Raw genomic sequence first — 12,461 nt, 5'->3', positions numbered from 1 at the left:
CAGTTATGCTCTTGGGGAACCTCCCTCCCCTTTCGTTCATTGACGGGGCATTTTTAAAATATTTCGGCGTACCCTTTGCCCTCACTTGGTTCATGTGCCAGAAGACCTTTGACGGGAAGAAGCCTTATGGCTTCCTGAAATCCGTACTGGCATATCTGGTACGCCCGAAACTGACCTATGCAGGAAAGCCCGTGAAGCTGGAAAAGGAATATCCGGCACAGCCCATCACGGCAGTAAGGAGTGATATTTATGGCATATCCGATTAAGTATATCGAAAATAACCTTGTATTCAACCATGACGGGGAGTGCTTCGCTTACTATGAGCTGCTTCCTTACAACTATTCCTTTTTAAGCCCCGAACAGAAATATCAGGTACATGATTCCTTCCGGCAGCTTATCGCCCAGAACAGGGACGGGAAGATTCACGCCCTGCAAATCAGCACCGAATCCAGCATACGGGCTGCACAGGAACGCTCCAAACAGGAAGTGACGGGCAAGTTAAAGGACGTTGCCTGTGCAAAGATTGACGCACAGACCGAAGCCCTGATTTCCATGATAGGGGAAAATCAGGTGGACTACCGCTTTTTTATTGGCTTCAAGCTGCTTGTCAATGAGCAGGAAGTCACCATGAAGCAGTTTCGCAGGGAAGCAAAGACCGCTGTTTCCGACTTCCTCCATGAAGTCAACCACAAGCTCATGGGGGATTTTGTTTCCATGAGCAATGAGGAAATCTGGCGGTTTCAGAAGATGGAAAAACTGTTGGAGAGTAAAATCTCACGCCGCTTCAAAGTCCGGCGGCTGGATAAGGACGATTTTGGCTATCTGATTGAGCATTTATACGGGCAGACCGGAACTGCCTACGAAGATTATGAGTATTACCTGCCGAAGAAACGGTTTCAGGAGGAAACGCTGGTGAAATACTATGACCTCATTAAACCTACCCGTTGTCTGATAGAGGAAAACCAGCGGTATCTGAAAATCGAACAGGAAGACGGGACGGTCTATGCCGCCTACTTCACCATCAACAGCATTGTGGGGGAACTGGACTTCCCATCCTCGGAAATCTTTTACTATCAGCAGCAGCAATCCACCTTTCCCATTGATACCTCTATGAATGTGGAGATTGTGACAAACCGGAAAGCCCTCTCCACGGTGCGGAACAAGAAAAAAGAGCTGAAAGATTTGGACAACCACGCATGGCAGAATGACAGCGAAACCAGTACAAACGTGGTGGACGCTCTGGACAGCGTAAATGAGCTGGAATCCACCTTAGACCAGAGCAAGGAATCCATGTACAAGCTGTCCTATGTGGTGCGTGTGACGGCTCCCGACTTGGAAGAACTGAAACGCCGCTGCAATGAGGTGAAAGATTTTTATGACGATTTAAACGTGAAACTGGTTCGCCCCTTTGGAGATATGCTGGGGCTGCATGGGGAATTTCTTCCTGCCAGCAAACGGTATCTGAACGATTACATCCAGTATGTCACCAGTGACTTCCTCGCTGGTCTTGGCTTCGGGGCAACCCAGATGTTAGGAGAAACGGAGGGTATTTATATCGGGTACAGCCTTGATACAGGAAGAAACGTGTACTTAAAGCCTGCCCTTGCCAGTCAAGGGGTAAAAGGCTCCGTCACCAACGCCCTTGCTGCCGCTTTTGTCGGCTCCCTCGGCGGTGGAAAATCATTCAGCAACAACATGATTATCTATTATTCCGTATTGTTTGGGGCACAGGCTCTCATTGTTGACCCGAAAGCGGAACGGGGACGCTGGAAAGAAACCCTGCCGGAAATCGCCCATGAAATCAATATCGTAAACCTGACTTCGGAGGAACAGAACAGGGGCTTACTTGACCCGTATGTGATTATGGAGAACCCAAAGGATTCCGAATCACTGGCAATCGACATCCTGACTTTTTTAACGGGCATTTCCAGCCGTGACGGGGAAAAGTTCCCTGTTCTTCGGAAAGCTATTCGTGCAGTAACAAACAGTGAAGAACGGGGGCTTTTCAAAGTGATTGAGGAACTACGGGCGGAGGGAACCACCATCAGCACCAGCATAGCCGACCATATCGAATCCTTTACGGACTATGACTTTGCACACCTGCTCTTTTCGGATGGGGATGTCACACAGTCCATCAGCCTTGAAAAGCAGCTCAATATCATTCAGGTAGCAGATTTGGTGCTGCCGGATAAGGAAACCTCATTTGAAGAATACACCACAATGGAGCTGCTTTCCGTGGCAATGCTCATTGTAATCAGCACCTTTGCCCTCGACTTCATCCACACCGACCGCAGCGTGTTTAAGATTGTGGATTTGGACGAAGCATGGAGCTTCTTACAGGTGGCACAGGGCAAGACCCTCTCTATGAAGCTGGTTCGTGCCGGACGTGCCATGAACGCAGGCGTTTACTTTGTCACCCAGAACACGGACGATTTGCTGGATGAAAAGCTGAAAAACAATCTGGGCTTGAAATTTGCGTTCCGTTCCACGGACATCAACGAAATCAAGAAGACCCTCGCCTTTTTCGGGGTGGATTCCGAAGATGAAAACAATCAGAAGCGGCTCCGTGACTTGGAAAACGGACAGTGCCTTATCAGTGATTTGTACGGGCGTGTGGGGGTGATACAGTTCCATCCTATCTTTGAAGACCTGTTCCATGCCTTTGACACCAGACCGCCCGTGAGAAAAGAGGTGGAATGATGGTGATACATAGAACATCCAACCAACAGCAGCTCCCTGTTCCCTATTCAGCAAAAAAGGGGTTGTCTTGGAAAATGGCAGGAAAAGTGATTGGCAGGGTGCTTCTGGCACTCCTGCTCATCCTCCTGCTGCTTGCAGTCTTCGGCACAGCCGCCCACGCTGCCGGACTGGTGGATGATACGGTGGACACTGCCAACGAATACAGCAAATATCCTCTGGACAACTACCAACTTGATTTTTATGTGGACAGCGGATGGGACTGGCTCCCGTGGAACTGGCTGGACGGTATCGGAAAACAGGTGATGTACGGGCTGTATGCCATCACAAATTTTATCTGGACAATCAGCCTGTACCTTTCCAACGCCACGGGGTATCTGATTCAGGAAGCCTACTCGCTGGATTTCATTTCCTCTACGGCGGATTCCATTGGAAAAAATATGCAGACCTTGGCAGGCGTCACCACAGGCGGCTTGTCCTCGGAGGGATTTTATATCGGGTTCCTGCTGATTCTCATTCTGGTGGTGGGGCTTTACGTTGCCTACACAGGGCTTATCAAACGGGAAACCACAAAAGCCATCCATGCCGTTGTCAATTTCGTGGTGGTGTTCGTGCTGTCCGCTGCCTTTATCGCCTATGCTCCTGATTATATCGGGAAAATCAATGAATTTTCCGCAGACATCAGCAATGCCAGCCTGACCCTTGGCACAAAGATTGTGCTGCCGAACTCGGAAAGTCAAGGAAAAGACAGCGTGGATTTGATACGGGACAGCCTGTTTTCCATACAGGTCAAGCAGCCGTGGCTCCTGCTGCAATACGGCAACTCGGATATGGAAAGCATTGGGGCTGACCGTGTGGAACGCCTGCTCTCAACCAGCCCAAATGAAAACAACGGACAGGACAGGGAAGAAATCGTGGTGGAGGAAATCGAAGACAGGGAAAATACCAACCTTACCATCACAAAGACCATCAACCGCTTGGGAACCGTCTTCTTCCTGTTCATGTTCAATATCGGTATCTCCGTTTTTGTATTCCTGCTCACGGGGATAATGATTTTTTCACAGGTGCTTTTTATCATCTACGCTATGTTCCTGCCTGTGAGCTTTCTCCTTAGCATGGTTCCCTCTTTTGAGGGGATGTCCAAACGTGCCATTACGAAACTGTTCAATACCATCCTTACCAGAGCCGGAATCACCCTGATTATCACGGTAGCGTTCAGCATTTCCACCATGCTCTACAACCTGTCTGGGGAATATCCGTTCTTCCTGACGGCGTTCTTACAGATAGTGACCTTTGCCGGAATTTATTTCAAGCTGGGGGATTTGATGGGGATGTTCTCCTTACAGAGTGGGGATTCCCAAAGCATGGGGAACCATATCATGCGAAGACCCCGTATGCTCATGCACGCCCATATGCACCGTTTACAGCATAAGTTAGGACGTTCTGTGGCAGCTCTTGGGGCTGGAACGGTTGCCTATCACGCAGGAAAACAGGCTGGCTCAGACCAGAGAACTGCTTCCAACTCTAGTTCTTCCAAACGGACGCAGGCAGACCACAGCAGACCAGATGGACAGGCAGCACCGGAAAAGGAATCCGCATGGAAACGGGCTGGCTCTGCGGTAGGTGCGGTGGCAGATACCAAAGATAAGATAGCCGATACTGCCGGACAGCTTCGGGAGCAGGCAAAGGATTTGCCTGTCAATGCAAAGTACGCCCTTTATCACGGGAAAACACAGGTATCAGAGGGAGTACGGGATTTTACTTCCAGCGTGACCCAGACCCGAACTGCCAGAGCCGAACAGCGGAACGCACAGGCAGAACGCCGCAGACAGACCATTGCAGAACGCAGGGCGGAACTGGAACAGGCAAAACAGCCGCAACAGAAAGCTTCCGAAACACCCAAAGGGGCAGCTCCTGTCCATGAACGCCCTGTTACTGCAAAGCAGCCAGAAGATTTCCGACATCATGCAGGAAAACCAGCCATGCAGCCTGCTTCCCTATCCATCAGGGAACGGGGACAGGTTCCTTATGGGGAAACTGTGGCAGAACAGGCTTCGGTTCCGGTGGTAAAAGCTGCTTCCATCCACCATGAACAAACGCCGCCTGTAAGGACAGAACGCCAGATAATCCCATCTGCTTCCCTATCCCAGCCAAATGAAAGACAAAAGACGGCTCCCACTATCACACAGGCTACTCCCCGTCCGGCAAGACCTGTCCAGAATGATACGGCTCCTGTGATACCGGAAAGAAAACGGGCTGCCCCTGCGGTAAAAGAATCAAACTTTACCATCCGGCGTACCACCGCCAGAAAGGAGTGGACAAAAACGGTAAAAGCGGCTGCCAAACAAAAGAAAGGGGAGAAACCATGAAATTAAGACACCTTTTCTTTGCCTGTTCCGGCGTGTTCGTGATGATGTTCTCCCTGCTCCTTTTGGTGGTGATTGTCTTCTCGGATGAGGAAGACGGAGGAAGCGGCGGAAATCTTATCTATGGGGGCGTGAGCGTATCACAGGAAGTCCTCGCCCATAAACCTATGCTGGAAAAGTATGCAAGGGAATATGGCATAGAGGAATACTTAAATGTGCTGCTCGCCATCATTCAGGTGGAATCCGGCGGCACACTGGAAGACGTTATGCAGTCCTCGGAATCTCTGGGGCTTCCCCCAAACTCCCTTAGTACAGAGGAATCCATCAAACAGGGCTGCAAATATTTCTCGGAACTGCTCGTAGCGGCAGAAACAAAGGGCTGTGACTTAAACAGTGTGATTCAGTCCTACAACTACGGCGGCGTCTTCCTAGACTATGTGGCAGGGCGTGGAAAAAAATACACTTTTGAACTGGCAGAGAGCTTCGCAAGGGACAAATCCGGCGGAAAGAAAGTCACCTACACCAACCCTATTGCGGTAGAGAAAAACGGAGGCTGGCGGTATTCCTACGGAAATATGTTCTATGTCCTCTTGGTATCGCAATACCTGACCGTGGCACAGTTTGATGATGAAACGGTGCAGGCTATCATGGAGGAAGCCTTAAAGTATGAGGGATGGACGTATGTGTACGGGGGTGATTCTCCCTCCACTTCCTTTGACTGTTCGGGACTGGTGCAGTGGTGCTATGGCAAGGCAAGAATCGCCCTGCCACGGACAGCACAGGAACAGTACAATGTAACGCAGCACATCCCTCTGTCCGAAGCAAAAGCAGGGGATTTGGTCTTTTTCCACTCTACCTACAACGCCGGAACCTACATCACCCATGTGGGACTGTATGTGGGAAATAACCGGATGTACCATGCCGGAAATCCCATTGGTTATGCAGACCTGACAGGCTCCTACTGGCAACAGCACCTTGCCGGAGCCGGACGAATCAAAAAATAAGAAAGGATGAACCGATATGATTCAGATTAGAAAAGAGGATAACCAGAAAAAGCAGAAAGAAAAGAAACTGAAAGTTTACAAAGTCAATACCCACAAAAAAACTGTGATTGCCCTGTGGGTGCTGCTGGCAGTGAGCTTCCTGTTTGCCGTCTATAAGAATTTCACGGCGATAGACATTCATACTGTCCATGAAACCAAAGTAATTGAGGAACAAATCCTCGACACCCACAAGATAGAGAATTTTGTGAAGAATTTCGCAGAAGTCTACTATTCATGGGAACAGTCCGCCGCTTCCATTGATAACCGGACAAATGCTTTAAAAGGCTATCTCACCGGAGAGCTGCAAGCCCTGAATGTAGATACTGTCCGAAAAGACATCCCAGTATCGTCTGCCCTGACTGATTTTCAGATATGGGAAATCACAGAAGAAAAGGAGCAGCATTATCAAGTGACCTATACGGTGGAACAGCATATCACAGAGGGAGAATCCGGTAAAACTGTCCGTTCCGCTTATCAGGTGACAGTCTATGTGGACGGCTCTGGAAACCTGACGATTATCCAGAACCCTACCATCACCAGCGTTCCCGTAAAATCAGGCTACACCCCAAAAGCGGTACAAAGTGACGGTACGGTGGATTCCATCACCACAGAGGAAATCAACGAATTTCTCACCACCTTTTTCAAGCTGTACCCTACGGCAACCGCAAAGGAGCTGACCTATTATGTGAATGAGGGCGTGCTGAAACCTGTGGGGAAAGAATATATCTTCTCGGAACTGGTGAATCCGGTCTACAACCGAAACGGAAATCAGGTGACCGCTTCCCTTGCAGTAAAATATCTGGATAACCAGACCATGACAACACAGGTATCGCAGTTTCACCTTGTACTGGAAAAGAACGGAGAAAACTGGAAGATTGTGAAATAGTTTTGTGTAATAGGCAGGTGACTTTCCGCCATCTGCCTATTTTAATTTTGTTTACTTTTCCATCAATATTGCAGACAATAAATTTTTAGTACCCAAAATTTCCGCTTCAACAATCAATTTTGAACGTTCAATGTTAGCAAGCGTAACTAAAGAGGCATTATCCTCTAAGACATTTAATTGCTTTTCTATTCCAACCTTATAATTGTTGAGCAAAACTAATCTTTTATTAAGCAACTCTTCTCTATTTTCTAGAATATCAATGAAAAATGCAGCAATAGAAAAAACATTAGTATCATAATCAAATGAAAGAATAGATTGTTCAAGAGTTTCTAACAATTTTTCTTTTCCCTTATCTGTGAGTGAATAAATAGTTTTATCTGGCATATTTCCATCTTTTTCTATAATTCCGTAAATATACTCTTTTTTTTCTAATGTTTTTAATGTGGCATATACAGTAGAATTTGCAATATTATACCAACTTGATACATTCATAATCTGTAACTGTTTAGTTATTTCATAAGCATTACGTGGCATTTTACATACTAATCCTAAAAGCATAGTGGCTGATTTTGATAACATTCGTTTACCTCTTGACAATAATTTATTTTTGTACTACTCTATATATGTAGTAGTGTTGGTTTACACTATAATCCTAACATAGAAAATTAAAGTAAACAAGAGGAGGTTTTTCTTATGCCCCAACTCAATAAAGGTGGTAAATATGTATTTGGACTTTCAATCATTAGTCCTGAAAACAAGATTAAAATACCTGATGATACCTTAAAAACATATCTTCAAGATAATGAAAATAAAATTATCATTTTTACAGGCAGCAAAGTTACAGGAGGATTTTGTGTTACTACAAAAAAACTTCTTCTTGACTCAAAACTAGAGCATATATTAAAGGATTGTATAACTCTTTCAAATTATGAACTAAAAGAGGGAGATTTTATTAAATACAAAGGACGTTTTTATTCATGGGTATCAATTTCTTCGGATGGAATTATTCAACTACCCAACAGTACTATGCAATTCCTCAATTTAACTGTTGGCGATATTCTTATGAGTATTAAAAGTAGTGATATAGCTTTTACGATGGGAGCAAAGGGTCCGTTAATGGATAAAGTATATGCTTATAAAGGTGACATCAAAACATTTGCAGTATGATTGAAATAAATAATAGTTCTCATACAACATGGCTTATTTGTCCTATATGTAAAAGTAAAACTCGTACTAAACTTAGAAAAGATACCGTTTTAAAAAATTATCCTCTTTACTGTCCTAAATGCAAAAATGAATGTTTAATTGAAGTGAAAAATTTGTATATTAAAATTATCAAAGAGCCAGACGCTTAGACGCAGAGCCGATAATTTATAAGTTATCATAACTTATAGACTATCGGCTCATTTTAATTTCAGTCCTATTCTGGTAGGCGATAGAAGTTATTTATCTTCCATTTCCTTGTATTTGACAATACCATCCGCAACGCTTTCCATGATAACAAGGTCTGCGTCTGTAAAATTGTCGATTTTACTTTCAAGCTGTCTTCGTCTGCTGCTTTTTATCAAATTATCAGACGATAAAAAGAACTCATCCACTGATACATTCAGCAGAGATACAAGGTCGTAAAGCACCTGTAAACTTGGGTGCTGTCCCTTATTCTCAATATTGGTTAAATAGCGTGGGTCAATCTCAATCATTGCTCCCACCTGTTCACGGGTCAAACCCTGTTTTTTACGGGCTTCTTTTATGGCAAGCCCTAACGCCCTGAAATCATATTTATCTTCTTTTTTACGCATAATACACCACCTCTGTACATTTTACTGTTCCTGTTACAATAGTAAAAGGTATAGAAAAACGTATTATATAGTTGTACAGTTCCTATTATGCGTATCAAAAATAATGCTGCTGAAACGGAAATAAAAAAAACCGTTATTTGGCAGCATACTTTCCTTGCGTCAAAATCACATAAGCCTTTCCAGACGACGGTTTAACAAAAGCCGCCGTCTTTTTTTGCCTAAAATATAGATGATTTTTAAAGTCCACCATTTTATACAGACAGCGGCTTACAGGAGGAAGCCGTTATGCAAAATATTTTCTTAAATATATCTACATTCGGTAAACCGTTAAAAAAAGCCATCCACCTACACTAGAAAAGTCTGACCCTCAATGTGGTTTTTCAGAATACATAGAAAGAACTATCGAAGCATACAAGCAGAAATATCGTCTGTTTGCGTGCTTTTTTAGTTGGAAGAAAAAGTTTTTAAATTTTTCTTTTCAAAACGCAACTGAACCCCCTGTCCTGTCGGGACTAAGAGCGAAAAGGGGGAAAGAAGCAGAAATTCCTATCAACTCGCTCCCTTTCAAGGCTGGAAAGGGGGTGAGCAATGATGAAGCCATCTGAATTTCAGACAACCATAGAGAACCAGTTTGATTACATCTGTAAAGTCGCTATGGAGGATGAACGCAAAGACTATCTTAAAGCGTTGTACAGACAGTGTAAAAGGGAAACACTGTTCTGTGATATGGACGATTATACCGTTAATCTGTTTTCTTCCGAAGACACCTATCCATCCCACTTCCATACTTTTGAAATGGATGGATTTACTGTCCGTATTGAAAACAGCCTGTTAGCAGAAGCGTTGGAAAATCTGGATGGAAAGAAACGTGATGTTATCCTGAGATATTATTTTCTTGGATTTGACGATACGGAAATTTCAAAAATTCTGGAAGTCAACCGTTCTACCATCCAGAGAAGAAGACACGCCGGACTGGAATTTATCAAAAAATTTATGGAGGACGAAGCATGACAGCAAAGCACCCTATGATTCCGTTTCCTGTGATTGTAAGGGCTGCGGACGGCGATATTGAAGCAATCAACCAGATTGTACGCCATTACAGCGGTTTTATTGCCAGCCGTTCCATGCGTCCCATGAAAGACGAATATGGGAATACCCACATGGTTGTAGATGAAACCCTACGCCGCCGGATGGAAACACGTCTGATTGCAAAGATTTTATCTTTTGAAATCAGGGAACCAAACTAAAAATAATGCTCGCCTGTGGAAGCGTGGACAAGCCCATGCTTCCCAGACAGGGCTTGCCAGTCTATTAAAGTGCATTATCACCAGTGCATTTTAACAGGCTGACAAAGCCGGATTGTTCCTTGAAAAAGAAAGCGTCTAATCAACGCAGCATAAAGCAGCCGAATACGTTTCGATAGAAAGAGAGCCGTTGGGCTGGCACGCCGTAACCCACCAAAGGAGGGATGATACCGGATAGCGATTCCTGCCAGCGTTCCATAAGCAGCTTACCGCAGAGCTGCCGCCATGACCTTTCTATTGTGATAATGATACTTCCGTACAGCCTTAGTCCGTGTGATGATGTAGCACCGCTGGCAAAGGGTACGGCTGGATGAGAACCATGCAGGGGTGAGATTCCCATGAGCTTTAGCGAAAGCTGTTCGGCTGACTTGCTCACAGTAAAATGCACTGAACCTCTACAAAACTTTAATTTCCTGTGTTATACTCAAAGTGTTAGAGAGGTGTATTTTACTGTTACCATCATAGAAAGGAGCCTTAATCTTATGTTAGATGGTAAAGAGAATACACACGGTATTACAACGTCTGAAAAAAAGACATATACGGTAGATGAAATAGCAGCTCTTTTAAACATCAGCATGAAATCGGCATATGCTTTAGTCAAAAGCGGTCAATTTCACTATATCAGAGCTGGCAGGATGATTAGAGTATCTAAAATATCTTTCGATAAATGGTTACACGAATAATCATTTAAGGAGAGATAATATGGCTTCAATCAAACAAAGAAAATCAAAATTTTCAGTTATTTACTGGTATATGGATGATACAGGCGAAAGAAAGCAGAAATGGGACACCCTAGAAACCAAAAAAGAAGCAAAGGCACGAAAAGCGTTTATTGAATTTTATCAACAAACCTACGGATATGTTCTCGTTCCTTTAGAAGAACAATTCGCCCATCAGCGTGAGGAAGCAGAGCAGGCAATAGATACCCCAGATGATGAAATCACTTTAAAGGAATTTCTTGTTACTTTTGTCAATCTATATGGCGTATCGAAGTGGTCTGCCAACACTTACAGCAGTAAATTGAGTTCAATTAACAACTATATCAATCCCCTTATTGGAGATTGGAAATTAAATGAAATCACCACGAAAAAACTTTCTCAATATTACAATGACCTGTTAAGTGTTCCAGAAGTTCCTCGTGCTAACCGCAAAGCGACTGGTCGCTGTGTGCAGCCTGCCAACATTAAGAAAATCCATGATATTATCCGCTGTGCCTTAAATCAGGCTATCCGTTGGGAATATCTGGACAGCAAAATGCGGAATCCGGCTTCCTTAGCTACCTTACCCAAAGTACCAAAGGTAAAACGTAAGGTCTGGAATGTACAGACATTTAAGGAAGCAATCAAACTTGTGGATGATGATTTACTCCTGCTTTGTATGCACTTGGCATTTGCCTGCTCATTAAGAGTAGGTGAAATTACGAGGCTTACTTGGGATGATGTGATTATTGATGAAGAAGCTATTGCAAATAATAATGCAAGAGTTATCGTCAATAAGGAGCTGGCAAGAATTTCTCAATCAGCTATGCAAAAGCTGAAAGAAAAAGATATTATTAAAATTTTCCCAACCCAGAAGCCCCACTGTACCACAAGGCTGGTGTTAAAGACACCCAAAACAGAAACAAGTAATCGTACTGTATGGCTGCCGACAACGCTTGCTCAATTACTGGTTCAATACAAAAAAGACCAGCAGGAATTGAAAGAGTTTTTAGGAAGTGCCTATAACGATTATAACCTCGTTATTGCTCTTGAAAATGGGAATCCCGTAGAAAGCCGCATTGTTCGGGACAGATTTACAACGCTGTGTGAGGAACACAATTTTGAAGTTGTTGTTTTTCACAGCCTACGCCATTTAAGCACAAAATATAAGCTCAAAATGACACATGGCGATATTAAGTCTGTTCAGGGAGATACAGGTCACGCCGAAGCAGAAATGGTAACAGATGTTTACTCTGAAATCGTGGATGAAGACAGACGGCTTAATGCAAAGAAGCTGGATGAAGAATTTTATGACACCCTTGATACAGAGGAACCCGAACACAATCACCATTCAGAAGCACAGGAGCCTACCAGTGACAATGACAAACTTCTGCTTGAATTGCTAAAATCCATGACACCGGAAATGAAAGAAAAGCTCTTAAAAGAAACCCTTTCTAACTGTTAGCAAAGGGCTTTGTTCCAAACAGAAAAAAACTGCTAACAAAAAAGTGTTAGCAAAAACCGTAAAAATCCATGAAATCATCATCTACCTTAAATGAGTGTTAGCAAGCTATCTTGCAAAATAAATGACTTTTGGAAATTCCCACGGACATAAGCAGCCATACATTCGCTTCCCTGTCCGTGATAACAAAAAAAGCTGTAAACCCT

The 12,461-nt window shown here is 44.1% G+C and carries 13 protein-coding genes; 11 read left to right on the top strand and 2 right to left on the bottom strand.

Annotation, left to right across the window (positions count from 1 at the left end):
- The 5 genes from DWZ40_RS16995 to DWZ40_RS16975 form a co-directional block, all read left to right on the top strand.
- On the top strand, positions 1 to 266 hold a 266-nt coding region (locus tag DWZ40_RS16995), incomplete at its 5' end, for a TcpE family conjugal transfer membrane protein (protein ID WP_118544052.1).
- Positions 250 to 2,700 carry an ATP-binding protein gene (locus tag DWZ40_RS16990; protein ID WP_118544047.1) on the top strand — a complete coding sequence of 817 codons (2,451 nt, stop codon included), beginning with the start codon at positions 250 to 252 and terminating at the stop codon, positions 2,698 to 2,700. The genes DWZ40_RS16995 and DWZ40_RS16990, both read left to right, overlap by 17 nt.
- 74 nt (positions 2,701 to 2,774) lie before the next feature.
- Positions 2,775 to 5,066 carry a YtxH domain-containing protein gene (locus tag DWZ40_RS16985; protein ID WP_243035379.1) on the top strand — a complete coding sequence of 764 codons (2,292 nt, stop codon included), beginning with the start codon at positions 2,775 to 2,777 and terminating at the stop codon, positions 5,064 to 5,066.
- Positions 5,063 to 6,067 (top strand): bifunctional lysozyme/C40 family peptidase, encoded by a 1,005-nt coding sequence (locus DWZ40_RS16980; RefSeq protein WP_118544045.1) that lies wholly within the window; start codon positions 5,063 to 5,065, stop codon positions 6,065 to 6,067. The genes DWZ40_RS16985 and DWZ40_RS16980 overlap by 4 nt, the downstream gene beginning before the upstream one ends.
- A 16-nt stretch (positions 6,068 to 6,083) precedes the next feature.
- Complete coding sequence (locus tag DWZ40_RS16975; protein WP_118544044.1) at positions 6,084 to 6,992, top strand: conjugal transfer protein; 909 nt, start codon at positions 6,084 to 6,086, stop codon at positions 6,990 to 6,992.
- 51 nt (positions 6,993 to 7,043) lie between these two features.
- Here DWZ40_RS16975 and DWZ40_RS16970 read toward each other — a convergent pair whose 3' ends face one another.
- Entirely contained in the window at positions 7,044 to 7,571 is a 528-nt protein-coding gene (locus tag DWZ40_RS16970; protein ID WP_118544043.1) for a PadR family transcriptional regulator, read from the bottom strand.
- A gap of 114 nt (positions 7,572 to 7,685) precedes the next feature.
- On the opposite strand from DWZ40_RS16970, the gene DWZ40_RS16965 reads away from it, so the two are divergent.
- Entirely contained in the window at positions 7,686 to 8,159 is a 474-nt protein-coding gene (locus tag DWZ40_RS16965) for a hypothetical protein (protein ID WP_118544042.1), read from the top strand.
- Positions 8,156 to 8,347: a cysteine-rich KTR domain-containing protein gene (locus tag DWZ40_RS16960; protein ID WP_118544041.1), complete on the top strand. Its 192-nt coding sequence runs from the start codon at positions 8,156 to 8,158 to the stop codon at positions 8,345 to 8,347. Before DWZ40_RS16965 ends, DWZ40_RS16960 begins: the two co-directional genes overlap by 4 nt.
- Positions 8,348 to 8,434: 87 nt before the next feature.
- On the opposite strand, the gene DWZ40_RS16955 is transcribed toward DWZ40_RS16960, so the two are convergent.
- The gene (locus tag DWZ40_RS16955) at positions 8,435 to 8,791 is read right to left on the bottom strand and encodes a helix-turn-helix domain-containing protein (RefSeq protein WP_118544040.1); all 357 of its coding nucleotides are present in this window, start codon (positions 8,789 to 8,791) and stop codon (positions 8,435 to 8,437) included.
- A gap of 591 nt (positions 8,792 to 9,382) precedes the next feature.
- On the opposite strand from DWZ40_RS16955, the gene DWZ40_RS16950 reads away from it, so the two are divergent.
- The 4 genes from DWZ40_RS16950 to DWZ40_RS16930 all read left to right on the top strand — a co-directional run bounded on the left by DWZ40_RS16950 (position 9,383) and on the right by DWZ40_RS16930 (position 12,258).
- On the top strand, positions 9,383 to 9,802 hold the full coding sequence (locus DWZ40_RS16950) for a sigma factor-like helix-turn-helix DNA-binding protein (protein WP_044926053.1): 420 nt from the start codon (positions 9,383 to 9,385) through the stop codon (positions 9,800 to 9,802).
- Positions 9,799 to 10,038 carry a helix-turn-helix domain-containing protein gene (locus tag DWZ40_RS16945; RefSeq protein WP_005427044.1) on the top strand — a complete coding sequence of 80 codons (240 nt, stop codon included), beginning with the start codon at positions 9,799 to 9,801 and terminating at the stop codon, positions 10,036 to 10,038. Before DWZ40_RS16950 ends, DWZ40_RS16945 begins: the two co-directional genes overlap by 4 nt.
- A gap of 539 nt (positions 10,039 to 10,577) precedes the next feature.
- On the top strand, positions 10,578 to 10,778 hold the full coding sequence (locus tag DWZ40_RS16935; protein WP_039884107.1) for a helix-turn-helix domain-containing protein: 201 nt from the start codon (positions 10,578 to 10,580) through the stop codon (positions 10,776 to 10,778).
- A gap of 19 nt (positions 10,779 to 10,797) precedes the next feature.
- Positions 10,798 to 12,258 carry a site-specific integrase gene (locus DWZ40_RS16930; RefSeq protein WP_118544039.1) on the top strand — a complete coding sequence of 487 codons (1,461 nt, stop codon included), beginning with the start codon at positions 10,798 to 10,800 and terminating at the stop codon, positions 12,256 to 12,258.
- Positions 12,259 to 12,461: the final 203 nt, after the last annotated feature.

The organism is Clostridium sp. AF32-12BH (assembly GCF_003477935.1).
Taxonomy (GTDB): domain Bacteria; phylum Bacillota; class Clostridia; order Lachnospirales; family Lachnospiraceae; genus Brotaphodocola.
Note: the sequence above shows the minus strand (reverse complement) of the source record. Positions and strands in the feature narration are given on the sequence as shown.

What these genes read in the sequence shown, in the direction of transcription:
- DWZ40_RS16990 (WP_118544047.1), top strand. Translation starts at nt 250, where the DNA reads ATGGCATATCCGATTAAGTATATCGAAAATAACCTTGTATTCAACCAT.
- DWZ40_RS16985 (WP_243035379.1), top strand. Translation starts at nt 2,775, where the DNA reads ATGGCAGGAAAAGTGATTGGCAGGGTGCTTCTGGCACTCCTGCTCATC.
- DWZ40_RS16980 (WP_118544045.1), top strand. Translation starts at nt 5,063, where the DNA reads ATGAAATTAAGACACCTTTTCTTTGCCTGTTCCGGCGTGTTCGTGATG.
- DWZ40_RS16975 (WP_118544044.1), top strand. Translation starts at nt 6,084, where the DNA reads ATGATTCAGATTAGAAAAGAGGATAACCAGAAAAAGCAGAAAGAAAAG.
- DWZ40_RS16970 (WP_118544043.1), bottom strand. Translation starts at nt 7,571, where the DNA reads ATGTTATCAAAATCAGCCACTATGCTTTTAGGATTAGTATGTAAAATG.
- DWZ40_RS16965 (WP_118544042.1), top strand. Translation starts at nt 7,686, where the DNA reads ATGCCCCAACTCAATAAAGGTGGTAAATATGTATTTGGACTTTCAATC.
- DWZ40_RS16960 (WP_118544041.1), top strand. Translation starts at nt 8,156, where the DNA reads ATGATTGAAATAAATAATAGTTCTCATACAACATGGCTTATTTGTCCT.
- DWZ40_RS16955 (WP_118544040.1), bottom strand. Translation starts at nt 8,791, where the DNA reads ATGCGTAAAAAAGAAGATAAATATGATTTCAGGGCGTTAGGGCTTGCC.
- DWZ40_RS16950 (WP_044926053.1), top strand. Translation starts at nt 9,383, where the DNA reads ATGAAGCCATCTGAATTTCAGACAACCATAGAGAACCAGTTTGATTAC.
- DWZ40_RS16945 (WP_005427044.1), top strand. Translation starts at nt 9,799, where the DNA reads ATGACAGCAAAGCACCCTATGATTCCGTTTCCTGTGATTGTAAGGGCT.
- DWZ40_RS16935 (WP_039884107.1), top strand. Translation starts at nt 10,578, where the DNA reads ATGTTAGATGGTAAAGAGAATACACACGGTATTACAACGTCTGAAAAA.
- DWZ40_RS16930 (WP_118544039.1), top strand. Translation starts at nt 10,798, where the DNA reads ATGGCTTCAATCAAACAAAGAAAATCAAAATTTTCAGTTATTTACTGG.